At 58.3% G+C, this 22762-nt stretch carries 27 protein-coding genes and 2 pseudogenes; 22 read left to right on the top strand and 7 right to left on the bottom strand.

Annotation, left to right across the window (positions count from 1 at the left end; all coding sequences use genetic code 11):
- A partial coding sequence (locus ABJO75_RS02780) for a transposase (RefSeq protein ID WP_333483634.1) occupies nt 1-126 on the top strand: 126 nt, incomplete at its 5' end.
- Between the two features lie 331 nt (nt 127-457).
- Here the strand turns inward: ABJO75_RS02780 and ABJO75_RS02785 are convergent.
- The 6 genes and pseudogenes from ABJO75_RS02785 to ABJO75_RS02810 all read right to left on the bottom strand — a co-directional run.
- A pseudogene (locus ABJO75_RS02785) lies at nt 458-599 on the bottom strand (IS30 family transposase); the annotation flags it as partial.
- A gap of 208 nt (nt 600-807) precedes the next feature.
- Nucleotides 808-2019 (bottom strand): annotated as a pseudogene (locus ABJO75_RS02790) (amidohydrolase family protein).
- A complete protein-coding gene (locus ABJO75_RS02795) occupies nt 2010-2441 on the bottom strand; it encodes an amidohydrolase family protein (protein WP_348130759.1) in 432 nt (143 codons plus the stop codon). The pseudogene ABJO75_RS02790 and the gene ABJO75_RS02795 overlap by 10 nt, the downstream one beginning before the upstream one ends.
- 11 nt (nt 2442-2452) lie before the next feature.
- Nucleotides 2453-2686, bottom strand: a complete 234-nt coding sequence (locus ABJO75_RS02800; protein ID WP_348130762.1) for a hypothetical protein — start codon at nt 2684-2686, stop codon at nt 2453-2455.
- Between the two features lie 184 nt (nt 2687-2870).
- Nucleotides 2871-3752, bottom strand: coding sequence for a DMT family transporter (locus tag ABJO75_RS02805; protein WP_348130765.1), 882 nt, complete (start codon nt 3750-3752; stop codon nt 2871-2873).
- A complete protein-coding gene (locus ABJO75_RS02810) occupies nt 3749-4627 on the bottom strand; it encodes a LysR family transcriptional regulator (protein ID WP_348130768.1) in 879 nt (292 codons plus the stop codon). Before ABJO75_RS02810 ends, ABJO75_RS02805 begins: the two co-directional genes overlap by 4 nt.
- A 112-nt stretch (nt 4628-4739) precedes the next feature.
- Between ABJO75_RS02810 and ABJO75_RS02815 the strand changes: the two genes are divergently transcribed.
- On the top strand, nt 4740-5327 hold the full coding sequence (locus ABJO75_RS02815; protein ID WP_348130771.1) for an NAD(P)H-dependent oxidoreductase: 588 nt from the start codon (nt 4740-4742) through the stop codon (nt 5325-5327).
- Here the strand turns inward: ABJO75_RS02815 and ABJO75_RS02820 are convergent.
- Nucleotides 5297-5971: a class I SAM-dependent methyltransferase gene (locus ABJO75_RS02820; RefSeq protein WP_348130774.1), complete on the bottom strand. Its 675-nt coding sequence runs from the start codon at nt 5969-5971 to the stop codon at nt 5297-5299. The two genes, ABJO75_RS02815 and ABJO75_RS02820, sit on opposite strands and share 31 nt — an antisense overlap.
- Nucleotides 5972-6161: 190 nt before the next feature.
- On the opposite strand from ABJO75_RS02820, the gene ffh reads away from it, so the two are divergent.
- The 20 genes from ffh (at nt 6162) to maiA (ending at nt 22699) form a co-directional block, all read left to right on the top strand.
- Nucleotides 6162-7655: a signal recognition particle protein gene (ffh, locus tag ABJO75_RS02825; protein ID WP_348130777.1), complete on the top strand. Its 1494-nt coding sequence runs from the start codon at nt 6162-6164 to the stop codon at nt 7653-7655.
- A complete protein-coding gene (locus ABJO75_RS02830) occupies nt 7652-8194 on the top strand; it encodes a GNAT family N-acetyltransferase (RefSeq protein ID WP_348130779.1) in 543 nt (180 codons plus the stop codon). Before ffh ends, ABJO75_RS02830 begins: the two co-directional genes overlap by 4 nt.
- Nucleotides 8191-8796: a GNAT family N-acetyltransferase gene (locus ABJO75_RS02835; RefSeq protein ID WP_348130782.1), complete on the top strand. Its 606-nt coding sequence runs from the start codon at nt 8191-8193 to the stop codon at nt 8794-8796. Before ABJO75_RS02830 ends, ABJO75_RS02835 begins: the two co-directional genes overlap by 4 nt.
- Nucleotides 8789-9085, top strand: a complete 297-nt coding sequence (locus ABJO75_RS02840; RefSeq protein ID WP_348130784.1) for a chorismate mutase — start codon at nt 8789-8791, stop codon at nt 9083-9085. Before ABJO75_RS02835 ends, ABJO75_RS02840 begins: the two co-directional genes overlap by 8 nt.
- A 48-nt stretch (nt 9086-9133) precedes the next feature.
- On the top strand, nt 9134-9523 hold the full coding sequence (gene rpsP, locus ABJO75_RS02845; protein WP_348130786.1) for a 30S ribosomal protein S16: 390 nt from the start codon (nt 9134-9136) through the stop codon (nt 9521-9523).
- A gap of 227 nt (nt 9524-9750) precedes the next feature.
- Nucleotides 9751-10257: a ribosome maturation factor RimM gene (gene rimM / locus ABJO75_RS02850; protein ID WP_348130789.1), complete on the top strand. Its 507-nt coding sequence runs from the start codon at nt 9751-9753 to the stop codon at nt 10255-10257.
- A 1-nt stretch (nt 10258) separates the two neighbouring features.
- Nucleotides 10259-11056, top strand: a complete 798-nt coding sequence (locus tag ABJO75_RS02855; protein ID WP_348130791.1) for a hypothetical protein — start codon at nt 10259-10261, stop codon at nt 11054-11056.
- Nucleotides 11057-11169: 113 nt separating this feature from the next.
- Nucleotides 11170-11331 carry a DUF1328 family protein gene (locus ABJO75_RS02860; protein WP_316772115.1) on the top strand — a complete coding sequence of 54 codons (162 nt, stop codon included), beginning with the start codon at nt 11170-11172 and terminating at the stop codon, nt 11329-11331.
- A 50-nt stretch (nt 11332-11381) separates the two neighbouring features.
- Nucleotides 11382-12206 (top strand): tRNA (guanosine(37)-N1)-methyltransferase TrmD, encoded by an 825-nt coding sequence (trmD, locus tag ABJO75_RS02865; protein WP_348130795.1) that lies wholly within the window; start codon nt 11382-11384, stop codon nt 12204-12206.
- Between the two features lie 47 nt (nt 12207-12253).
- A complete protein-coding gene (locus ABJO75_RS02870; protein WP_348130797.1) occupies nt 12254-12724 on the top strand; it encodes a GNAT family N-acetyltransferase in 471 nt (156 codons plus the stop codon).
- Nucleotides 12725-12998: 274 nt separating this feature from the next.
- Nucleotides 12999-13382 (top strand): 50S ribosomal protein L19, encoded by a 384-nt coding sequence (gene rplS / locus ABJO75_RS02875; RefSeq protein WP_348130800.1) that lies wholly within the window; start codon nt 12999-13001, stop codon nt 13380-13382.
- An 11-nt stretch (nt 13383-13393) separates the two neighbouring features.
- Entirely contained in the window at nt 13394-13615 is a 222-nt protein-coding gene (gene rpmE, locus ABJO75_RS02880; RefSeq protein WP_348130803.1) for a 50S ribosomal protein L31, read from the top strand.
- A 150-nt stretch (nt 13616-13765) separates the two neighbouring features.
- On the top strand, nt 13766-15397 hold the full coding sequence (locus ABJO75_RS02885; RefSeq protein WP_348130805.1) for a sulfotransferase: 1632 nt from the start codon (nt 13766-13768) through the stop codon (nt 15395-15397).
- Nucleotides 15398-15539: 142 nt separating this feature from the next.
- Nucleotides 15540-16349, top strand: a complete 810-nt coding sequence (locus tag ABJO75_RS02890; RefSeq protein ID WP_348130808.1) for a division plane positioning ATPase MipZ — start codon at nt 15540-15542, stop codon at nt 16347-16349.
- A gap of 101 nt (nt 16350-16450) precedes the next feature.
- Nucleotides 16451-17812 (top strand): homogentisate 1,2-dioxygenase, encoded by a 1362-nt coding sequence (gene hmgA / locus ABJO75_RS02895; RefSeq protein WP_348130810.1) that lies wholly within the window; start codon nt 16451-16453, stop codon nt 17810-17812.
- 124 nt (nt 17813-17936) lie between these two features.
- Nucleotides 17937-19193, top strand: coding sequence for a fumarylacetoacetase (gene fahA, locus ABJO75_RS02900; RefSeq protein ID WP_348130813.1), 1257 nt, complete (start codon nt 17937-17939; stop codon nt 19191-19193).
- Nucleotides 19194-19272: 79 nt separating this feature from the next.
- Nucleotides 19273-20223, top strand: coding sequence for an MBL fold metallo-hydrolase (locus tag ABJO75_RS02905; protein WP_348130815.1), 951 nt, complete (start codon nt 19273-19275; stop codon nt 20221-20223).
- A 34-nt stretch (nt 20224-20257) separates the two neighbouring features.
- Nucleotides 20258-21877 carry an FAD-dependent oxidoreductase gene (locus tag ABJO75_RS02910; RefSeq protein ID WP_348130818.1) on the top strand — a complete coding sequence of 540 codons (1620 nt, stop codon included), beginning with the start codon at nt 20258-20260 and terminating at the stop codon, nt 21875-21877.
- Nucleotides 21874-22071, top strand: coding sequence for a DUF2783 domain-containing protein (locus ABJO75_RS02915; protein ID WP_348130821.1), 198 nt, complete (start codon nt 21874-21876; stop codon nt 22069-22071). Before ABJO75_RS02910 ends, ABJO75_RS02915 begins: the two co-directional genes overlap by 4 nt.
- On the top strand, nt 22064-22699 hold the full coding sequence (gene maiA, locus ABJO75_RS02920; protein ID WP_348130824.1) for a maleylacetoacetate isomerase: 636 nt from the start codon (nt 22064-22066) through the stop codon (nt 22697-22699). Before ABJO75_RS02915 ends, maiA begins: the two co-directional genes overlap by 8 nt.
- The last annotated feature ends 63 nt before the right edge of the window (nt 22700-22762 follow it).

A 22762-nucleotide genomic window follows, 5' to 3' on the forward strand; every position in this document is an offset into this window, starting at 1 on the left:
AATCGCATCGAGATCATGTTCGGCAGGTTGAAAGATTGGAGACGGGTCGCGACCCGATACGACAGGTGCCCGAAGGTCTTCCTCTCCGCAATCGCGCTAGCGGCAACCGTCATCTATTGGCTATGAGTCCTGACCCTAACAGGTCTAATAGTTGGAATTGTGATCGCTGAGTGGCTCGGCAACCCAAACGAAGCTGCATACTATTCGGAAGTTACATTCGGAGCAATTGTTGGCTCAGCGTTTGCGAAGCTCTTTTTCGGCAAGTGAAGCCTCTTTAACGACTACTCCGCCGATCTATGCTAACTGATTTAGTTAGGTAAAAGACGCATAGATTTCCTACTGACTCCCTTTCGCAGATTTTCGTTTTAGATGCACCTAAGGATTGCTCTCTGCAATTCTCTACGGATAGCATCAAACAGGGATTGTTCAGGAATGAATGCCTGCCTTGGCAGCGATCTCAACTGATCGGCGCAACCCATTCATCGAATTTCTCCGCTGGGGTTTTATATCGCAAGGTCTCGCGGGGGCGTTCGTTTAGATGCCTTGCGATTGCGCTGAGCTTTGCTTGCGCAATGGACGGACAAGTCGGTTCCGCGCGGCAAGTTTTGAATACGATATCAGGGACGACAAGCCGCAGACCACTAAAGTGATCCACATCGAAACTGCCATGATTGCAGTGATCAGTCCCACCTTTGTGGTCCAGTTTGAATGTTAGTGCATGATTGGCTTGGGTTCCATCGGCACGATGGTTTCTGGAGCCGCTGTGCGGTAGCCTTCCGGAAGGTTGCAGCAGCGACTTCGGCACCGTCATTCAAAGCGTGTCGAGGGCGTACCGATCAGGCGCTCGCATTCATTATCTCTGAGCAAGCATGCAGCGACCGGCCTCTCAACGCCTGCGCCACGATACATGGCATGCAGGAAGCGATGGGCCGTCACTGGATCGCTCATGAATGGAGACAGCCTCAACTGGGTCTCCTGTTCCCCATCCTTCGCTTCATAGATCACTTCGCCTTCCTTGATCGTCGCCCTCACACGAAGCTGATCCAAGTTTTCGGGATCAACCGAGGTAGGGTCTTCCGAAAGGATTACGAAATCAGCCAACTTTCCGACTACGATGCTGCCTTTCATGTCCGCCTCATAGTGTTGCCATGCAGGCCAGATAGTCATCGAGTTAAGGGCTGTTAGTACATCCACGCGCTGAGAGGGGCCAAGGATGTCACCAGGCCTTGTGCGTCGGGTCACTGTCGCATCCAGAACACGCATGCTGTCAGGAAATGCCACTGGCGCATCGTGGTGTGAGCCGAACCTCATGCCACGCTCACGCACCCAGCCAGTTGGGGATATGTTCTCCGTAAGGACTGGTCCGACAGTATGGTCGCGGTGCCAATCACCCCAATAAAAAGTGTGCATCGGGAACAATGAGGGAAACACACTGAGCCTGTGCATCGCATCAACCTGATCTTCGCGCAAGAATTGCCCATGGATCAGAACGGGACGTCGATCCGCTCGTCCATATTTGTTCGTAGCACGATGAATAGACGCCAGCAGAAGGTCGGACGCAGCCTCTCCGTTGGAATGCACGAGGATCTGGATATTGTTGTCAAACGCCTAATCGACGGCGTCGATCACCTGCTCATTTGTGACAGTAGAGTAGCCAAGATAGCCGGGTGCATATTCGCCCACCGGGTCAAAATAGGGTCGGTCGCGCCATGCCGTGAAGCCTTGTGGTGAGCCGTCAATGGTCAGCTTTGCAGCACCGACACGCATGCGGTTCACGTACGAACCTGATACATTTTCCGCGATATAGTTCCGATCAACCATGATGTCAGGATAAGCAACGACGTCAATTTTGAATCCGCCTTCGGACGCGACGCTCTTCATGACTTCGACAATAGAGGGAGCCGCACGACCTTCTTGTGCAGTTGTATAGCCAAATCTCGCCCAAAGTTTAGGGCCCGCGTCAGCGAAAGCGCGCAAGCCCTCTTCGCCAAGTCCACCGAGCAGGTTGGTCAAGACCATAAAAAATGCATTTTCCTCAAGTACGCCGTCGGGTTCACCATCAGCTTGCCGTCGGATGAACCGCCTGCGGGATCGGGCGTATCGGCATCTACATTTGTTTGCCTGAGCGCCTTGGAGTTGGCGACGCCAAAATGGCCTGATTGGTGGACAATAATGATAGGGATATCCGTTGACACTTCATCAAGATCTTCGCGAGTTGGGTGGCGTAACTCTGTCAACTGCGATTGGTCATAACCGAAACCAATTATAAGCTGCACTTTGTCCACCATTTCTGAGTTATCAACTTTCCAGTTGCGCAAGGTGTCCTGAAGGCTGGCAACATCTGTGACGTCACCGTCTGGTGCGGCCAGAAGATTAGCTGAAAGAGCTTGTAGTCCGCCCATTATCGCGTGACCGTGACTGTCGACGAAACCGGGCAGCATGGCGTGACCGTCTAGATCGAAAAGTTCTGTCGTATCTCCTTGATGGATCGCAATATCCGCAAGTGCGCCAACCCCAAGTATTCGACCATCCTAACCGCAACAGCTTCGGCCGTCGGCAGCCCGTCGTTGATGGTGATAATCGGGCCGCCCGAGTAGATCGTGTCGGCAATGACCTGCGCGGAAGCTGGGTTTGCAGCAAGCACTGCACTCGCAAGTGCGGCAAAGCGACTGATTTTAAAGATCATAGGCGATTTTCTCCCCATCCAATGATGGTCTCATCATTCACAACAGATAGCATAGGATGCTGGTTCGGTTTGGCGAATCTCTAGCGCCCAAACGGCAAAAACCTGACCCAATTTTGTGCTAACGCAAGAGGCAGCTTTGTCCTCAGAACAATCCTTGGCGATCACAAAATCCAGACCAGCGGCGTCACTCGTCATCCCGCAACAACAGCAGCAGCGCCACCACCGTCATCGCGACCCCGACCAATACCATTCCGCTCGGTGCACCGTTACCTAAGGCAATTTCCCAGAGAATTACCCAGCTTGGTGTTAGATAGGTATAGGCCATCACCTTGGCCGAGGGCAGGCGCAGCGCTGCGATCCGTACCAAGAGAAACGTCCCGGCCGTCGCGAAAAGTGACACATAGGCAATCGTGATCCAGACCAAAGCCGACAAACCCGCCCAGTCGGTGGCGCGGATGTCGGTCCAGCCAACCACCGTCAGGATCAGGCAGCCAGCAGCGATGACGGCAAAGGTAAATGCCGCAGTGGGCTCTCCGCGGCTGAGCTTGCGCATCACTGGTGGATATGCCGCATGCGCGATACAGCCCCAGAAAAAGATCGCCTCACCCTCGCCCACATCAAAGGCCCGCACCGCCGCCCAGTCGGCGCGAAAGATCACCCACAGCGCCCCGACGGCACCGATGGCCAACGCCAGTGCCATGCGGGGCGTCGTGATCTGGCGCAGCACCAGCCAGCCGATCCCGCCTGCCATGATGGGCGTCAGGGTAAAGACCGCGGATGCGCTGACCGGCGGTGCGGTCTTGAGGCCTTCGAACATCAGCACGAAATAGATGACATACAGCCCACCCAATATGAAGTAGCGCCACGGCGCCTGGAATGTTCTGCGCGGCATGCCCGTCGTGGCAAATGCCAGTGCCGCCATGATGACCGATGCCAAGGCAAACCGCAGCGCCGTCAGCGCCATGGGCGCGATGTCATTGGCCACCAGCGATCCGAGCGAGAATGACCCCGCCACCAGCACCGAGAACAGCAACATGCAGGCATGACCCTGCGCCTGTGGTGTCACAGCCGCCAGTCCGACGCGCGCTGTTTCAGGAACTTGGTAAAGGTCTGAACCTTGGTCGTCCTGTGCAGGTCCACATGTGTGACCAGCCACAGCGCTGACGCCCATTCCGGTTGTGAGGGCATCACCTCAACCATATCGTCACGCTGCGAGGCCAACCAAGTTGGCAAAAAGCCGATCCCGGAACCTGCGAAAATCGCATGGTGCATGGCATGCTGATCGGTCGCCCGAAAGGTCGCAACCTCGGCCGGGGCATGTTTGCGCAGCCATTGAAAGAAGGGCGCACGGCTGTTTTCATCGTCGTGGACCACAAAGCGATGCCCGGCAAACTGCTCTGGACCATCAGGCACACCATGCACCTCGGTATAGATTCGGCTGGCGTAGAGACCCGAATTCAAATTCAGGAACGGCTGCACAACATTGTCGGGCTGCTCTGGTGGGGATCCGGCACGGATTGCTACGTGTGCCTCGCCATATTCCAATCGAAACAGACGATCGCCGGTCAAAAAGCGTACGATGAGATCTGGATGGGAGAGTTGGAATTCGGTCAGAACCGGCACCAGCAACCCTGACAGTGCTCCCAGCGAGGTGACTACGAGTTCACCGCTGACATCGTCGCCCTGCCCTTTCAGACGTCCGGCAAGCTGGTTCAACTGATCGTCCGTGGCCTGCGCCACCCGGAGCAGATCGGTCCCCGCCTCGGTGGGCGTATAGCCGCGTGCATGACGTTGAAACAGCTTGACGCCCAATCGACCCTCAATCGCGTCGATATGGCGGATCACGGTGGCATGATGCACACCCAGAACATCCGCTGCCCCGCTCACGGTTCCCATGCGCGCGACTTGATAAGCGGTGCGAACCTCATCCCAATTATCCATTGTCACCAACTTTTATGTGCAAATTTCCACAGTACCGGCGGAGTTTCACCCGTTGTGTTCAAATTCGCAAGGCCCAATTATCCAAACAGACGCTCAAACCGAGGATATTTCAATGCCCCAGACCATTCTTCACATCGACAGTTCCATCACCGGCAGCCAGTCTGTCACGCGCCGCCTCACTTCGGAAATTGTCGCCCGCATTTCCGCGCCAGACACGACCATCGTGTATCGCGACGTCACGTCTGGCGTCCCCGCCATCGACAGCGACTGGTTGGCCGCCGTGCGCCAGACACCAGACGTGCCGAGTGCTGAGCAACAAGCACTGATTGATGTCTCGGACGCTCTTGTGAATGAAATCCGCAACGCGGACACATTGGTGATCGGACTGCCGGTCTATAACTTTTCGGTGCCGGCCCAACTCAAGAACTGGCTGGATCAGATCGCCCGCGCCGGAGTCACATTTCAGTATTCCAAAGCCGGTCCCGAAGGGTTGCTAACCGGCAAACGCGCAATCGTGGCAATGGCCTCGGGCGGCACACCTGCCGAAAGCCCCGTCGATTTCGCTTGGCCATACCTGCGCCAGATGCTGGGTTTTGTCGGCATCACCGATGTGACGCTGGTGGCCGCCGACAGGATGGCCGTCGACGCCAAGACGGCAGAGCAATCCGCTCAAGAGGCGATCTCTGCACTCGCCGCCTGATCAATGCGCGGGCTTCGCGAGCCGTTGCCCGCGACGTTCTTACGAAACGCAAACCACGTCCACTGCAGACCTGCGGCGCGATTGCCTGGCTGGATCGAACCGGTCTGCACGCGCCGCAATGTGCTGAGCCCCAGTTCACGCGCACAGCATTCGATCTGATCATCATCAACCGGAAACACGGGGCGGCCGGCAACACCCGGCCCATGACGCAGCGACAGAATCGTCACGGCCCCCGGAGCCATCAGGGCGACCAAGGCGCGCCACGCGGCGTCCTGCTGCGGTGGCGGCAGGTGATGCCAGACACCGCTAAGCAATAGCAGGTCGAACCGTTCCTGCCGGGCCCGCGTAACGGCAAGATCAGGCAATCGGTCATCCACCCACGCGATCCCCTTGCCGGCATGCAACCGCCGTGCCGCAGCACGAAAAGTAGGTACAGGCTCGACCGCCGTCACTGAATACCCACGACTCGCCAGCCATCCTGCGTCCCGCCCGGAGCCTGCGCCAATATCTATCACCTGCGCCGGAGACGCTGGGAACAGATCCATCACGTGTTGATAGATGTCCTCGCACGACAAGTCCTCGTACGGGGTGATTAACGACTGCGCCGCCGCCTCATAGCCTTTGATTATCCCACTGCATTTCATACCGCATCCTTGACTCTGACTTCAGGTCTGTTTATCGCCCCGACAATACATCCGGAAGAGTCACTCCTTCCGGTCCCCTTTCTTGGGGATCGCCCTCCACCAGCGTTTTACGCCCGTGGGGGCAATTGCGCATTCACCCGGCCCTACCCACATAGGGGCTGATGACAACCGGAACGGAGGCTGAAAAGCCATGTTTGAGAACCTATCCGAGCGGCTTTCCGGCGTATTCGACCGGCTGACCAAACAGGGTGCGCTGTCTGACGAGGACGTCAAAACCGCCCTGCGCGAGGTTCGCGTGGCGCTGCTCGAAGCAGATGTCTCGCTGCCGGTTGCCCGCGATTTCGTCAAGAAAGTGCAGGACCAAGCCACCGGGCAAGCGGTCACCAAATCAGTCACGCCCGGCCAGCAAGTCGTCAAGATCGTGCATGACGCGCTGGTTGATGTGCTGCGCGGCGAGGATGATCCCGGTAATCTCAAGATCGACAACCCACCCGCGCCGATCCTGATGGTCGGCCTGCAGGGGTCGGGTAAAACCACAACCACAGCCAAGCTCGCCAAGCGCCTGAAAGAAAAGGACGGCAAACGGGTGCTGATGGCGTCCTTGGACACCAACCGACCTGCCGCGATGGAACAGCTGGCAATTCTCGGCGTTCAGATTGGTGTTGACACCCTGCCCATCGTCAAGGGCGAGAACCCGGTCCAGATCGCCAAGCGCGCCAAGACACAGGCCAGCCTAGGTGGCTATGACGTCTATATGCTCGACACTGCGGGCCGGTTGCATATCGACGCCGAGCTGATCCAGCAGGCTGCCGATGTCCGGGACATCGCAAACCCGCGCGAGACATTGCTGGTGGTGGACGGTCTAACAGGTCAGGACGCGGTCAACGTCGCGACCGAATTTGACGACAAGATTGGCGTTTCCGGCGTTGTACTGACCCGGATGGACGGCGACGGCCGTGGCGGTGCCGCCCTGTCGATGCGCGCCGTGACCGGCAAGCCGATCCGCTTTGTCGGGCTTGGCGAAAAGATGGACGCCATCGAAACCTTTGAACCCGACCGCATCGCAGGCCGAATTCTGGGCATGGGCGATATCGTGTCGCTGGTGGAAAAGGCTCAGGAAACCATCGAGGCCGAACAGGCCGAAAAGATGATGAAGCGCATGATGAAGGGTCAGTTCAACATGAACGACCTCAAGATGCAGCTTGAGCAGATGATCCAGATGGGCGGCATGCAAGGTATGATGGGCATGATGCCCGGCATGGGCAAGATGGCCAAACAGGTCGAGGAAGCAGGATTCGACGACAAGATCCTGAAACAGCAGATCGCCATGATCCAGTCGATGACCAAAAAGGAACGCGCCAACCCGCAGCTCCTTCAGGCCAGTCGCAAAAAGCGCATCGCCGCAGGATCGGGCATGCAGGTCAGCGACCTCAACAAGCTGATGAAAATGCATCGCCAGATGGGCGACATGATGAAGAAAATGGGCAAGATGGGCAAAGGCGGCATGCTGAAACAGGCCATGAAGGGCATGTTCGGCAAAGGTGGCATGCCTGCCGACATGGACCCAAAGGCGCTTGAGGCGGCGGCCAAACAGATGGGCGGCAAAATGCCCGGCGGCCTGCCCGGATTGGGCGGCGGCATGGGTTTGCCCCCCGGATTGTCTGGATTCGGCAAGAAAAAATGACCTTGATTCCCACCCTTGAAACCGAACGGCTGGTGCTGCGCGCACCGGAGGCACGCGACATCGCGCCGTTTGCCGCATTCTACGCGTCTGACCGGTCGTCCTTTGTGGGTGGGCCGCTGACAGCGGAAGGCAGTTGGCGCATGCTGGCTATGGAAATCGGCCACTGGACCCTCAAGGGATTTGGCCGCTGGATCGTTGAAGCCAAAGCCACGGGCGACATCGTCGGCATGGTCGGCTTGTTTGAACCCGAAGGCTGGCCCGAGGCGGAAATCGGCTGGGACCTTTTCAACGGTTTTGAAGGTAAGGGATACGCCACCGAAGCCGGTCGCGCCGCGCGTGACTATGCCTATGACATCTTGGGCTGGCAGACCGCGATCAGCCTTGTGAAATCCGGCAATGATGGTTCTGCTGCCGTAGCCCGACGTCTGGGCGCCCGTCCGGATGGCACCTTCACCCATGAACGGCACGGAACAATGGCCATCTGGCGACACCCCGCGCCAAAAGAGTTGGCGGACGGCGGATGCGAGGCCTACACATGAGCACCGTCGCCATTCCCACGCTCGAAACAGAGCGGCTGTTGCTGCGCGGCCCCGAGCCCGAGGACTATCCGGATTTCAAGGCCACCTTTACCAGCTATCGCGCCCGTTTCATGGGCGGGCCGCTGAACGCATATGAATCCTGGATGCTCTATGCCGCCGAGATCGGCCATTGGGCGATCCGGGGCTTTGGCATGTGGATGATCCATGATCGGCACAGCGGTGAAACCTATGGCATGGCAGGCGGCTGGAAACCGGCGAAATGGCCCGAAGCCGAGATCGCATGGGTGATCTGGCCCGACGCCGCCGGACGCGGCATTGCGCTTGAGGCAACCGATGCCGCGCGGCGGTATCTGTACCGCGTGATGGGGTGGGAAACCGCCGTCAGCTATCTTGACCCCAAGAACCTCGACAGCATCCGGCTGGCCGAACGGCTTGGCGCGGTCAAGGATCATGCCGCCGCAACCATTGACGGCAGCGACGCAGTCTATCGCCACCCTGCGCCCGAGCGGTTGGTGGATACCCAACTCGCCCATGGCATCGAAATGGAGATCAGCCACTATCGCGATCCCTTGTTCAAACCGAAAGGATGGGCTCTTGACTGACCCCGTTGCCCGCGCCGCAGCGCTGCTGAAGGAGCACCGCGAAAGCATCGATCGTCTGGATGCGATCCTCGTCTATACTCTGGGTGAGCGATTCAAGCACACCCAGGCGGTTGGCCGCCTCAAGGCCGAACACGACCTTCCCCCGTCCGATCCGACCCGCGAAGCGCATCAGATCGCACGTCTCGAAGACCTGGCAAAGCAGGCCGATCTCGATCCTGAATTTGCCAAGGCTTTTCTGAATTTCATCATTCAGGAAGTCATCCATCACCATGAAAAACACCAATCGTAACAATGTAGTGCACCTTTGGTGCAACGCCATTCACAGGAGAAAATACCAATGGCCATGAAAATCAGACTCGCCCGTGGCGGTTCCAAGAAACGCCCCTTTTACCGCATTGTGGCCGCAGACAGCCGCATGCCGCGCGACGGTCGCTTTATCGAAAAGCTGGGCACCTATAACCCGCTGCTGCCCAAAGACAGCGAAGAGCGCGTGAAAATGGACATGGAGCGCGTTCAGTACTGGCTCGGCAAAGGCGCGCAGCCCACCGACCGTATCGCGCGTATGCTCGAAGCCGCTGGTGTCCGTGACAAGACAGAGCGCAACAACCCACAAAAAGGAACACCCGGCGAAAAGGCCAAGGCCCGCGCCGAAGAGAAAGCCGAAAAAGCCGCTGCTGCAACTGCGGCGCCTGCCGAAGAGGCCCCTGCGGAAGAAGCCGCAGAGTAATTGCGGCTTTCTATCGATTGACCATCGGCGCGACCCCGGCTTCATCCGGGGTCGCGCCATTTGACTGACGACAAGGCCGCCATGTTTCGTCCCGTCCGCACCCTCATCTTGATCGCCTTCGCCTTTCTGGCGGGTGTCTTTTACGAGCGCAGCAATCAGTCGGAACGATGTCATGACAGTGGCGGTCAGATTGATGACGGCATATGCTATGCAGGCGGAGGATCCTGATGCCTGATGATCTGGTCTGTATCGGTGCATTGGCTGGCGCCTTTGGCGTGCGGGGAGAAGTGCGGCTCAAGAGTTTTTGTGCCGATCCCGAAGACATTGCCGATTATTCACCGCTGTGCACCGAAGACGGCAGTCAAAGTTATACAATTTCCCTGACCGGTGTTGCCCAAAATGGCTTTACCGCGCGCCTTGGCGGCATCACCACCAAGGAACAGGCCGACGCCCTGCGCGGACTGCGCCTGTTTGCACGACGAGAGCAGCTCCCCTCGCTGCCTGACGACGAATATTATCACGCTGACCTGATCGGGTTGACGGTGCTCGGCACTGGCGGTCAGACGCTTGGCACGGTCAAATCGGTGATGAACCACGGCGCGGGCGACCTTCTGGAAATTCACGGTCCGGGATTGAAGGACAGCGTGCTGTTGCCCTTTACCCTAGCGGCCGTGCCAACCGTCGATCTCGCGGCCGGTCGGATCATCGCCGACCCTCCCGACGGCCTGTTCTGACATGCTTCGAATTGTCGTTCATGCCGGGTTTCATAAGACCGGCACGACGACGGTTCAGACAACGCTGCGCGCCAATGCTCGGCTGCTTAAACCACACCTGCGGGTCTTTCTTCGGCACCGGATGCACGCAGTTTGCGAGTCTGCACGTATCTGGTCCGTTTCGCGGAACTCGGAGGATATGGCCCGTTTCCGCAATGAAGCCGAGTTGCTCGCCGCGAGCTGGAACGCAAACGACCCGCGCCCCATACTTCTCGCCTCCGAAGATCTCGCCGGACGGATGCCGGGTCGACGCAATCTGACGAAATACGATGCCGTGCCGACCCTGATGCGCGGATTGGTTGAGACCATCACCCAAGTGCATCCCGATGCCAATCTGCAGCTCTATTTTTCCACCCGCGCCGCCGCCCCATGGCTCGCGAGCTGTCACGCACAACATCTGCGTGCCATCCGAATGGTGATGGATGGCGAGGCCTATGCCGAAAGTTACAGGTCCTCTGCAAAACTGGATGCGGTAATCCAATCCGTGACCGACGCGGTTTCCCCCGTATCGGTCAGCCAGTGTGCGCTCGAAACCAGCTCGCCCAAGCGGCTTGGCCCGCTCACCCCGCTACTCGATCTGCTCGATCCTCCTGCTGCGACCCGGGCGCAATTGCTACCGCAGGCGGCCGCAAATCCACGATACGATCCGTCGATCCTTCAGGCACTATTGGACGCCAACCGTAAATACAGCGATCCGGATTTGTTGAAGGCCGCTAAGCGCGCGATCTTGTCTGCCGCGAAAAACCGGGACCCGCATTAGCCGGTTTCGACCGCGAACTCATAGTTAAACTGGCCATCGACGGAACCATTTGATCCACTCCGAGTTGTACTTCCAGAAGCACGGGCATTGCCCGGCAAAAGAAAGGTACAAACATGCTTGAGTGGATCCTTATTCTTCTGGTCGTCGCGGCAATTGCTGCTTTTCTTGGATTTGGGCGTCTGTCCGGCGTCGCACTGTCGGGCGCAAAGATTCTCATCGTGATCGCCCTCGTTCTCTTCCTGTTGATGCTGCTCGGCGTCTTCGCAATCGCCTGACACCAGAGATTTTCGTTTTCATGGCCGCGTCATTCCCCTAAGACGCGGCCATGACTGACCCAACCGAACCCAAAGCAGCAAAACCCAGGTCTCTTGGCCGCAAAACCATCCGGGCCTCATTGCAACCACGCGAGTTGATGACCCCGACCCCGGACCTGAAAGGCGTCTGGAAGGCCAAGGTGATCACCCTGTTTCCCACCGCCTTTCCCGGCGTTTTGGGTGAAAGCCTGACCGGCAAGGCATTGCAGGAAGGGCGCTGGCAACTGGACACCATCGACCTGCGCGGCTTTGGCATCGGCAAACACCGTAATGTCGATGATACCCCGTCGGGTGGCGGCGCGGGGATGGTGCTGCGTGCGGATGTGGTTGGCCCCGCGATCGAGGCGGCACAGAAACACGCAACCGCAAATTGGCCACTAATCTACTTGTCCCCGCGCGGGCGCCCAATGACCCAGGACCTCATGCAATCACTGGCCACCGCAGATGGCGTCACCCTTTTGTGTGGCCGGTTTGAAGGTGTCGACGAACGGGTTCTCGAGGAATACGGCGTGCAGGAAGTCAGCCTTGGCGACTTTGTCATGACCGGTGGCGAGATTGCAGCGCAGGCTTTGATCGACGCCACCGTGCGGCTGCTTCCTGGTGTGTTGGGCAATGATGCGTCCACCGAGGAAGAGAGTTTTTCCGACGGGTTGCTTGAACATCCGCAATATACGCGGCCCGCGATCTGGCAAGAGCGTGAAATCCCCGGTGTACTCACGGCTGGCGACCATGGGAAAACCGCCCGCTGGCGGCGGGAAATGTCCGAAAAACTCACCCGGGAACGACGTCCGGATTTGTGGGCCAAACATACCCGGGACAACAACGACGGTTCCTAGGCAATCCGCACCAACAAGATGTGATTGCTGAGAGGTGTGGGGTGTCCATGATTGACGAGCGCAGACCTATAAGTCCTCAGGACATTCAGCTCAGACAGGCAGTGCGAGCGGATGCACCGCTGATCCTGTGGCTGGAAGAAGTCGGGATGAAAGAATATGCGACCGCGATCTGGGGCTCGTGGCGACCTTCGGCAACCGTAAAAGAGATTGACGTCAGCAATCACCAGATGGTCGAGATTGAGGGACAAGCCATTGGCTGCATTGCCACAACGCGGCTTGAGGAATTGCTGAAGCTCGACAAGATCTACCTGGACCCCGCTTTTCGCAACTTGGGAATTGGCACACATGTGCTTCAGCGGGTCATCGAGATGGGAGACGATCTCGGTCTTCCTGTCAGCCTGTCGGTGCTGAGGACGAACCCCGCACTCCGCTTTTACATGCGTGCCGGTTTCGCGATCAAATCGGAAACGCCCGTACGGCGCATTCTGAAACGCGCGCCGAGCGGCAAGCACCGTTGAAATCAAGGCCTGTTTCCTGCAACGACACCCTTGATCGAACCAGTCAAACCTCCTATACCGCGCGAATTCCGTGTGGCGAAATCGACTCGGATTCTTTGGCTGTCTGAACTACCGCCTGTTTTCTTCGGCTCACGCGAGTCTGGCTGCAAAGAAATGACCAAGGAATGACGACCTGATCTCTGGCGGGCACTGCGGTGGACCCGATGAAGACCAAGAGCTCTGAGGACGCGCAAATCTTCGTGGATAAACCGCGAGCACAAGTAGGAGACCTGCGATGGACCTGATCGCACAGTTGGAGGCGGAACAGATTGCCGCCCTGGGGAATGATATCCCCGATTTCAAAGCCGGAGACACCGTTCGTGTCGGCTATAAAGTGACCGAAGGGTCGCGCACCCGTGTGCAGAACTACGAAGGCGTCTGCATCGCCCGCAAAGGCGGCGACGGCATTGCCGGTGCATTCACCGTGCGCAAGATTTCCTTTGGCGAAGGCGTGGAACGTGTGTTCCCGCTGCACTCGACCAATATCGAAAGCATCACCGTGGTTCGCCGTGGCCGTGTTCGCCGCGCCAAGCTCTATTACCTGCGCTCGCGTCGTGGTAAATCCGCACGGATCGCAGAAGACTCGCACTACAAGCCCAAGTCCGGCGCTCAGGCCTAAGGAGCGGAATCATGAAAAAAGATACACATCCCGATTACCACCTCATCGACGTCAAAATGACCGATGGCACCGTGGTTCAGATGAAATCCACATGGGGCAAGGAAGGCGACTCGCTGGCGCTTGATATTGATCCCAGCGTGCACCCGGCCTGGACCGGTGGCGGCACCCGCCTGATGGACACCGGCGGCCGCGTGTCCAAGTTCAAGAAGAAATACGAAGGTCTTGGTTTCTGATCAAAGCGATCAGTTCCTGCGATCAAGCGCCGCGGCATCTGCCGCGGCGTTTTTCGTTTGTAAGTCAGAGAACTTTGGCCAACGCGGTGACGATTTGGAAAGGCTTTGCTGCAAGGGTCTGGTTGAACCCGATGCAGCACCGGTCCTGACATGCCTTCCCAGACGACAGCCGACGCCGAAGAGCCCCTTTTTGATGTCCGCAAGACCCTCGCGCGTGCCGAAGGCGCCAGACGCGCCGGGGATCTTACAGGGGCGGCGCGCGACTATGGCGCGGTTCTCGCACGATTTCCGGGCAACCCACGGGCACGCAAGGCACTGGATGCAATCGGCCCCTCTGCCGCTTCGGCTCTGGCGGACAGGGCCCAGTCCTGTCAGGCTGACCGCCAGTTTGATGAAGCGGCCGAACATTGGGCAAACGCGGTTGCACTCCGCCCCGGACATGTCGGATTTGGGCTGTCGCTGTGCCGCTGCCTCTCGGATATGGGTCGCAATCACGACGCGCTCGACGCAGTCAATCAGGTGCTCAGACATAACCCCGCCAACGCACTGGCGCTGGATGCGAAGGGCTGCATATTGCGCGACCTTGGTCAGATGCAAGCGGCACAGTCCTGCCATCGCGAGGCTCTGAAACACAGCGAACACAACGCCGGACCACTCAATCACCTAGGGATCCTGGTGCGTGCGAACGGTGACTTGGACAAAGCTGCGAACTTCTTTCGCAAAGCCATCGCCCTCAGCCCAGGCACGGCGTCGCTGCATCACAATCTGGCAGGCTGTACGACCTACCGTGCGGGCGATGCCCATATCCGTCAGATGCAGGATCAATTAGCCGACCATCGCGAGATCGGTCCGGAGCAGGCGCCGCTGCATTTTGCGCTGTTCAAGGCCTTGGATGATACGGACGAGCGCGACGCCGCCTTTGCACATCTGTTGCGTGGCAATCAGCTGCGCAAGGCAAGCTCTGATTTCGATATCACGCGCGAGGCGCATCGGTTCGCCTGGTACAAATCCCTGTTTGCCGACCCACCTGCGCCCCTACAGATCGCCTCAGAATGCAATCCACGTCCAGTCTTTGTAGTCGGCCTGCCACGCTCGGGGACCACGTTGGTTGAGCGTATTCTTGGACAGACCCCCGGCACGCAGACAGCTGGCGAGCTATCGGTTGTGTCCAATGCCATTTCGCCCTTGTTGCGAAGGCTACAAACCGAAAACCGCACAGCTCCGACCCTACAGGAGCTACAAGCGTTGCGCGTCCGATTGATTGAGGGCATTCAACGTTATTCTGACGGCTCTCAGATCCTGATCGACAAGATGCCTTTGAATTTCCGCTGGACGGGTCTCATCTGCGCTGCATTGCCAGAGGCGCGGGTTGTCTCGCTACGGCGTGCACCGATGCCGGTGGCATGGTCCTTGTTTCGCCACCTTTTTTCGTCAAAGGGCAATGGATTTGCCTATGACATGGCTGACATCGCCGCCTATATGATGCTGCACCGGGACATGATGCGGTTCTGGTCCAGTCGCTTTGAGGGCCAGATTGTCCCTCTCGACTATGCCGCACTAGTCGCGGATACGGATGAAACGCTGCGCATGCTGGTCGCCGCTTGCGGTCTGGAATGGACAGATGCATGCCTCGCCCCCCAGACTGCAAATAGTCCGGTTCTGACAGCCAGTTCCTCTCAGGTGCGACGCAAGATTTATAGCGGCAGTGACGAGAACTGGCGGCGATACGAGGTACAACTGGCTCCGCTTGCCAACGCGCTTACGGCTGCAGGGCTCGCCTGAGACCCGCCACCTTTGCACAGACCGGAAACTGCCCAACCAGAGGCGGAAATCTCGTTTCGGGCGCTTTCCATCGGGAGGTCCACAACATATAGAGTGCCAAGCAAATTCTAAGCCGCAGCAAGCGGCACCGGAAGGATCGGGCATGGCGCACATCATCGTCGTCGGAAACGAAAAAGGCGGGGCCGGCAAGTCGACGGTTTCGATGCACGTCGCCACCGCATTGGCGAGGATGGGTCACAGGGTCAGTGCATTGGATCTCGACCTCAGGCAACGCTCGATGGGACGTTACGTGGAGAACCGGCGTGATTTCATGGCCAAATCCCGTCTCGAACTGCTTGGCCCGGCCTGTCATGATCTGCCCCAGATCGACGCCGATACGCTTGATCCCGGCGAGAACATCTATGACCATCGTCTGTCGGTCGCCGTTGCAGAGCTTGAGGCTGAAAGTGATTTCATCCTGATCGACTGTCCCGGCTCGCATACTCGTCTCAGCCAGGTCGCGCATTCGCTCGCGGACACGCTGATTACCCCACTCAACGACAGCTTTGTCGATTTTGATCTGCTGGCGCGGATCAATGCGGATGGCGAAAAGATTCTCGGCCCTTCGGTCTATTCAGAGATGGTGTGGAAGTCCCGTCAACTGCGCGCTCAGGCCGGGCTGCAGCCGATCGACTGGATCGTCATGCGCAACCGCGTGGGCACACAGCGCATGGTCAACAAGGAAAAAATGGAGCGCGCCTTGCGTCTCTTGTCCGAGCGCATCGGCTTTCGCATCGCGCCCGGCTTCAGTGAACGCGTGGTTTTTCGAGAGCTGTTCCCGCGCGGTCTGACCCTTCTCGATCTCAAGGACATTGGGGTCAAGCAACTGAATATCTCGAATGTCGCCGCCCGCCAGGAATTGCGCGACATGATGAAGACGCTGAACCTGCCCGGCGTCACTGCCGATATCTGAACACCGAACCACGCCGGAAATTTCCCGGTTGTTGCGAAATTTTGCGTTGTTAGTTACATAATCAACTACTACCTCTGCCTTCGACAAACGGAGGAACCGCGATGAATCGTCCAACTGATACGCAAACGATGATCCAGGCAGCCAGCCCGACAGCAACAACCCCCGGTTACATGCCCGGCTTTGGCAATGATTTCGAAACCGAAGCGCTGCCCGGCGCCTTGCCCGAAGGCAAGAACAGCCCGCAAAAATGCAACTACGGCCTTTATGGCGAACAGCTAAGCGGCACGGCGTTTACCGCCCCCAGCCATCAGAATGAACGAACCTGGTGCTATCGTATTCGGCCATCGGTCAAACATTCGGCACGCTATGAAAAGATTGATCTGCCTTATTGGCGGTCCGCCCCGGATATTGATCCCGATGTGATCTCTCTTGGTCAATACCGCTGGGATCCGGTGCCGCATTCCGACGAAGAGCTGACCTGGCTCTCTGGAATGCGCACCATGACCACCGCGGGGGATGTGAATAGGCAGGTCGGTATGGCAAGCCACATCTATCTCGTCACCGCCTCAATGCAGGACGCCTATTTCTATTCCGCCGACAGCGAGTTGCTGGTTGTGCCGCAAGAAGGTCGGCTGCGGTTTTGCACAGAACTGGGCATCATCGATCTTGAACCCAAGGAAATCGCGATCATTCCCCGTGGCCTGCTCTACCGTGTCGAAGTGCTCGAAGGTCCCGCGCGTGGTTTTGTCTGCGAGAACTACGGTCAGAAATACGAACTCCCTGGCCGTGGTCCGATCGGTGCGAACTGCATGGCAAACCGCCGCGACTTCAAGACCCCTGTCGCCGCCTACGAAGACCGCGATGCACCCAGCACCGTGACCATCAAATGGTGCGGCCAGTTTCACGAGACCAAGATCGGGCACAGCCCGCTCGACGTGGTGGCCTGGCACGGGAACTATGCGCCAGTCAAATACGATCTACGCAACTACTGCCCTATCGGTGCGATCCTGTTCGACCATCCCGACCCGTCGATCTTTACCGTTCTGACCGCCCCCAGTGGAGTCCCCGGCACCGCAAACATCGACTTTGTGCTGTTTCGCGAGCGCTGGATGACGATGGAAGACACCTTCCGCCCGCCCTGGTATCACAAGAACATCATGTCGGAGCTGATGGGCAACATCTATGGTCAGTATGACGCCAAGCCGCAGGGCTTTGCCCCCGGTGGCATGAGCCTGCACAACATGATGCTGCCCCATGGCCCGGACAAGAACGCCTTTGAAGGCGCCAGCAACGCGGACCTCAAACCTGAAAAGCTCGACAACACCATGTCGTTCATGTTCGAGACCCGCTTTCCGCAGCACCTCACCGCCTTTGCCGCGAACGAAGCACCTCTGCAGGACGATTACATCGATTGCTGGGACGACATCGAAAAGAAATTCGACGGGACTCCGGGCAAGAAATAACAAGCGGGTTATCGGGGTGGCCGCCGTGGTTGGATCGCCCCTCTGTTGACCTTGCACCTTACAAGATGCACCTCTTGATCACGGCGCGCGCATCCGCGCGCACCCACCAGATACAGGACAAGACATGACGCTATTGAAATCCTGGGTAACCTCGGCCAATTCCGCCGACCACCCATTCCCGCTGAACAACCTGCCCTACGGCGTCTTCTCGACGGCAGATACAGACCCGCGCTGTGGTGTGGCCATTGGTAACATGATCCTCGACATGCAGGCCGCAGAGCAATCCGGCCTGATCGACCTTGGCGACGTGGCCCTGTTTGACGTGCCCTTCTGGAATGATCTGATGGAAGAAGGCCCCGCCGTCTGGGCCGCCCTGCGCGAACGGCTGACCGCCCTCCTCTCCGAAGGATCAACCGAACAGGCAAAGACCGAGGCATTGCTGATGCCGATGGATCAGGCCGAGATGCACATGCCATTCATGGTCAGCGAATACACCGACTTCTATGCCGGTCGAAACCATGCGTTCAACGTCGGCACGATGTTCCGCGGGCCAGAAAACGCGCTCCCGCCGAATTGGTTGCACATCCCGATCGGGTACAACGGTCGCGCCTCTTCGGTGGTGGTCTCCGGCACCGACATCCGCCGTCCGTGGGGACAGTTGAAATCGCCGGATCACGATCTGCCCGCTTTCCTGCCCTGCCGCCGCTTTGATCTGGAACTCGAAATGGGGGCCATCGTCGGCGTTGCAAGTGAAGGGCCGATCACCGTCAAAGAAGCCGATGACGCAATCTTTGGTTACGTGCTGTTGAATGACTGGTCTGCCCGCGACATTCAGGCATGGGAATACCAACCGCTGGGGCCATTTCAGGCCAAAGCCACCGCAACATCGATCAGCCCTTGGATCGTGACCAAACCGGCGCTCGAACCGTTCCGCACCAATACGCCCGAACGTGAATTCGAACTGCTTGATCACCTCAAGGACTGTGGCCCGATGCTCTATGACATCGACCTGACGGTTTCTCTGGCTCCCGAAGGCAAGGACGCGACAAACATCGCGCAGACCAACTTTGATCAGATGTACTATTCGTCGGCGCAACAACTGGCGCATCACAGCACGTCAGGCTGTCCGATGAATGTGGGTGATCTGCTCGGTTCCGGCACCATTTCGGGTCCCACCAAATCCGAACGCGGCAGCCTTCTGGAACTCAGCTGGGGCGGCAAGGAACCTCTCACACTCGACACCGGAGATGAACGCAGCTTCCTGCTTGATGGCGACATGCTCACTTTGGCGGGCCACGCGCAGGGCGAAGGCTATCGCATTGGCTTCGGCACATGCAGCGGCAAGATCCTGCCCGCGTTGGCCGACCCTTACGCACGCTGACATTTCATCTTTGCTAAAAATACTCCCGCCGGAGGCACCCATTCTTGCAACCGGCACAGACTCTGGAAGGATACGACACATGGCCAAGGCATTCGCATCGCAAGGTGACATGACTGAAAAGAAGATCACCTTTGATGAAATTGGCGACGGGCTCTGGGCGTTTACCGCCGAAGGCGACCCCAACAGCGGTGTCATCATCGGCGATGACAGCGTCATGATCGTCGAGGCGCAGGCCACGCCACGTCTCGCCAACAAGGTCATCGAAAAGGTGCGCGAGATCACCGACAAACCGATCAGCCATGTGGCTCTGACCCATTATCACGCCGTCCGAGTGCTGGGCGCGTCGGCCTTTGGTGCCAGCCAGATCCTCATGTCTGACACCGCCCGCGCCATGGTTGTCGAACGTGGGCAAGAAGACTGGGACAGCGAATTCCAACGCTTCCCACGCTTGTTCGAAGGTCACGAGAGCATTCCAGGTCTGACTTGGCCAACCACCACATTCAGCGACAGCATGACCGTCTACCTCGGCAATCGTCGTGTTGACCTCATGCATGTGGGCCGCGCGCATACCGCCGGCGACATCGTCATCCATGTTCCCGATCAGAACGTCATGTTCACCGGCGACATCGTCGAATACCACAGCGCATGTTATTGCGGCGACGGTCACTTTTCTGACTGGAGCGATACGCTCGACGCGATCAAATGGTTCGATGTGGATGCCATCGCACCGGGGCGCGGCGACGCGCTGGTCGGGCCGGACATGGTCAATGCCGCGATCGAAAACACCCGTGATTTTGTGGAAAGCACCTATCGCCCCGCGGCCCGTGTTGCCGCACGCGGTGGCAGCCTCAAGGAAGCATGGGATGCCGTGCGTGCCGAATGCGATCCCAAATTTGCCGACTACGCGATCTACGAACACTGCCTGCCCTTCAACGTCGCCCGTGCGTATGACGAAGCCCGAGGCATCGATACGCCCCGGATTTGGACCGCGCAGCGTGACATCGAGATGTGGGAAGCGCTTCAGAGCTGAACGCGCCGTACATCTGTTGGAATGGAGGAATCCGATGGCTTATGACTATACCCCTTTCCCATATGTCAGCCCCCCGGGGCTGACAGAATCTGAACCGCGCCATGCGGTGGCGATTGTCGGCGCCGGCCCGATCGGGCTGGCGATGGCGGTCGATCTGGCACAGCGCGGCATCGAATCCGTGGTGCTGGATGACAACAACGTGGTGTCAGTCGGCAGCCGGGCAATCTGCTGGTCCAAACGGACGCTGGAGATCTTTGATCGGTTGGGGATCGGTCAACGGATGCTGGAGAAAGGCGTCACATGGAAGATCGGGCGGCAGTTCTATGGCGACAAGGAGGTCTACAATTTTGACCTCCTGCCAGAGGACGGGCACAAGTATCCGGCCTTCATCAATCTTCAGCAATATTACGTCGAACAGTATTTGGTGGAACGCGCCCTCGAATTCCCCGAAATGATTGACCTGCGTTTCAAGAACAAGGTCACAGGTCACAAGGATCACGGCGACTATGTCACGCTGACGGTTGAAACCCCCGAAGGCCCCTACGAGATTGAAGCCAGCTATTTCATTGCTTGTGACGGCGCTGGCTCGGCAACGCGTGAACGGATGGGGCTGGACTTCACGGGTCAAACCTTTGAAGAGCAGTTCCTGATCGCCGATATCGAGATGGAACAAAGCCCTTTTGGCGACGACGATGTACCCGAACGTTGGTTCTGGTTTGATCCGCCCTTTCATCCGGGAAAGTCCGCCCTGCTGCACATGCAGCCTGACAACATCTACCGCATCGACCTGCAACTGGACGTGGATGCCGATGGCAAGGTCGAAGCGGCAGATGACAAGGTCATTCCTCGGATCAAGGCCATCGTGGGGGATAAACCGTTCAAACTCGATTGGGTCAGCGTCTACAAATTTCGCTGTATCAAACTTGACCAGTTCGTACATGGCCGGGTGATCTTTGTCGGAGACAGCGCCCATGTGGTCAGCCCCTTTGGCGCGCGTGGTGGCAATGGTGGCATTCAGGATGTCGACAATCTGGCATGGAAACTCGCGGCCGTTCTCAACAGCAATGCTGCGCCGGCGCTGATCGAAACCTATCAACAAGAGCGCGGGCACGGATCGGCCGAGAACATCAAGAATTCTTCGCGGTCCACCAATTTCATGACGCCCAAAACACCCGTCGAAGCGTTGTTCCGGGCCGAGGCCCTGCGGCTTGCCCAAGACCAGCCTTTTGCACAGAAACTGCTGAATTCCGGGCGGCTTTCGGTGCCCTGCTCGCTTGAAGGCATGGACCTGCAAACGCCCGGGACTGCGCAGGTCGCACCGGGCCGCGCAATTCTGGACGCCCCCCTGACTGGCGAAACCGGCGACAGTTGGCTTCTGAACGAAGTGCAGGGTCACTTTACGCTTGTCGGCTTTGGTGACGTTCAATTGCCCGACCTGCCAACCGTGCGCCGGATCGGCATCAATCAACGGGCAGAATACCCCTGTTTCACAGCAGCCGGCGGGCATGCGATCCGTCGCTATGGGTCGGCCAAAGCCTATCTGTTCCGTCCCGATGGCCATGTCTGCGCTGTCTTTGATAATCCCACCGAACAGGCCGTATTGGCTGCACGGGCGCGCGCATTGGGCGCCGAGCTTCAGGAGGACGCAGCATGAGTATCGCTCCCGACAGGTTGAGCCCGGATCAGGACGATTTCTACAACACGCTGATCCATGCCCATGATGGGCTGAGCGCCGAGCAAAGCCACGCCCTGAACGCACGTCTGATCCTGCTGATGGCAAACCGGATTGGTGATCTGGATGTTCTGACTGACCTGATCACGACAGCTCAAAGCTATTCGGATGACTGAAACAGTCCTCTATGACTACTGGCGGTCCTCAGCCAGCTATCGGGTGCGGATTGCATTAAACCTCGCAGGGATTGACTATGTGTCGGTCCCAATCGATCTGGTCAAGGGCGAACAGCGATCGCCCGAGCATCTCGCCCGCAACCCGCAAGGCTTTGTACCGGCACTGGAAATCGATGGGCTGCGATTGACGCAATCCTTGGCGATCATCGAATATCTTGACGAGACTCGCGGGTTGGGCCTGCTCCCCAAAGACCCGGCCCTTCGCGTAAAGGTCCGCGCGCTGGCCCATGCCATTGCGGTTGACATCCATCCGGTCTGCAACTCTTCGGTGGCCGCATACGCCAAAGAGATTTCCGGGCGCGAGGATGGTGTAGAGCGTTGGATGCAACGCTTTATCCGGCCCGGCATGCAGGCTTTTGAAACCCTGTTGGGCACGTTCACACAGTCACCATATTGCTGCGGCACAGCCCCCGGTCTCGCCGATATCTGCCTCATGCCACAGGTCTACAATGCCCGCCGCTGGGGTGTCGAAATCGGCGACTTGGCACGCACCACGGCAGTCGAGCAGGCCTGCGCCACCCATCCGGCCTTTGCGGCCGCCCACCCGGACGCGTGCAAACCCGCCTAATTCACAGGGCAAATAATCGGTCTTTGCAGATCGCAATGTCGTGCTACCCTCAGGTTGCCTGTG

The organism is Sedimentitalea sp. (assembly GCF_039973035.1).
Taxonomy (GTDB): Bacteria; Pseudomonadota; Alphaproteobacteria; order Rhodobacterales; family Rhodobacteraceae; genus Sedimentitalea.

Excerpts from the sequence above, each read along its gene's own strand:
- ABJO75_RS02795 (WP_348130759.1), bottom strand. The coding sequence starts at position 2,441 with ATGCTGCCCGGTTTCGTCGACAGTCACGGTCACGCGATAATGGGCGGA.
- ABJO75_RS02800 (WP_348130762.1), bottom strand. The coding sequence starts at position 2,686 with ATGATCTTTAAAATCAGTCGCTTTGCCGCACTTGCGAGTGCAGTGCTT.
- ABJO75_RS02810 (WP_348130768.1), bottom strand. The coding sequence starts at position 4,627 with ATGGATAATTGGGATGAGGTTCGCACCGCTTATCAAGTCGCGCGCATG.
- ABJO75_RS02815 (WP_348130771.1), top strand. The coding sequence starts at position 4,740 with ATGCCCCAGACCATTCTTCACATCGACAGTTCCATCACCGGCAGCCAG.
- ABJO75_RS02820 (WP_348130774.1), bottom strand. The coding sequence starts at position 5,971 with ATGAAATGCAGTGGGATAATCAAAGGCTATGAGGCGGCGGCGCAGTCG.
- ffh (WP_348130777.1), top strand. The coding sequence starts at position 6,162 with ATGTTTGAGAACCTATCCGAGCGGCTTTCCGGCGTATTCGACCGGCTG.
- ABJO75_RS02830 (WP_348130779.1), top strand. The coding sequence starts at position 7,652 with ATGACCTTGATTCCCACCCTTGAAACCGAACGGCTGGTGCTGCGCGCA.
- ABJO75_RS02835 (WP_348130782.1), top strand. The coding sequence starts at position 8,191 with ATGAGCACCGTCGCCATTCCCACGCTCGAAACAGAGCGGCTGTTGCTG.
- rpsP (WP_348130786.1), top strand. The coding sequence starts at position 9,134 with ATGGCCATGAAAATCAGACTCGCCCGTGGCGGTTCCAAGAAACGCCCC.
- rimM (WP_348130789.1), top strand. The coding sequence starts at position 9,751 with ATGCCTGATGATCTGGTCTGTATCGGTGCATTGGCTGGCGCCTTTGGC.
- ABJO75_RS02855 (WP_348130791.1), top strand. The coding sequence starts at position 10,259 with ATGCTTCGAATTGTCGTTCATGCCGGGTTTCATAAGACCGGCACGACG.
- ABJO75_RS02860 (WP_316772115.1), top strand. The coding sequence starts at position 11,170 with ATGCTTGAGTGGATCCTTATTCTTCTGGTCGTCGCGGCAATTGCTGCT.
- trmD (WP_348130795.1), top strand. The coding sequence starts at position 11,382 with ATGACTGACCCAACCGAACCCAAAGCAGCAAAACCCAGGTCTCTTGGC.
- ABJO75_RS02870 (WP_348130797.1), top strand. The coding sequence starts at position 12,254 with ATGATTGACGAGCGCAGACCTATAAGTCCTCAGGACATTCAGCTCAGA.
- rplS (WP_348130800.1), top strand. The coding sequence starts at position 12,999 with ATGGACCTGATCGCACAGTTGGAGGCGGAACAGATTGCCGCCCTGGGG.
- rpmE (WP_348130803.1), top strand. The coding sequence starts at position 13,394 with ATGAAAAAAGATACACATCCCGATTACCACCTCATCGACGTCAAAATG.
- ABJO75_RS02885 (WP_348130805.1), top strand. The coding sequence starts at position 13,766 with ATGCCTTCCCAGACGACAGCCGACGCCGAAGAGCCCCTTTTTGATGTC.
- ABJO75_RS02890 (WP_348130808.1), top strand. The coding sequence starts at position 15,540 with ATGGCGCACATCATCGTCGTCGGAAACGAAAAAGGCGGGGCCGGCAAG.
- hmgA (WP_348130810.1), top strand. The coding sequence starts at position 16,451 with ATGAATCGTCCAACTGATACGCAAACGATGATCCAGGCAGCCAGCCCG.
- fahA (WP_348130813.1), top strand. The coding sequence starts at position 17,937 with ATGACGCTATTGAAATCCTGGGTAACCTCGGCCAATTCCGCCGACCAC.
- ABJO75_RS02905 (WP_348130815.1), top strand. The coding sequence starts at position 19,273 with ATGGCCAAGGCATTCGCATCGCAAGGTGACATGACTGAAAAGAAGATC.
- ABJO75_RS02910 (WP_348130818.1), top strand. The coding sequence starts at position 20,258 with ATGGCTTATGACTATACCCCTTTCCCATATGTCAGCCCCCCGGGGCTG.
- ABJO75_RS02915 (WP_348130821.1), top strand. The coding sequence starts at position 21,874 with ATGAGTATCGCTCCCGACAGGTTGAGCCCGGATCAGGACGATTTCTAC.
- maiA (WP_348130824.1), top strand. The coding sequence starts at position 22,064 with ATGACTGAAACAGTCCTCTATGACTACTGGCGGTCCTCAGCCAGCTAT.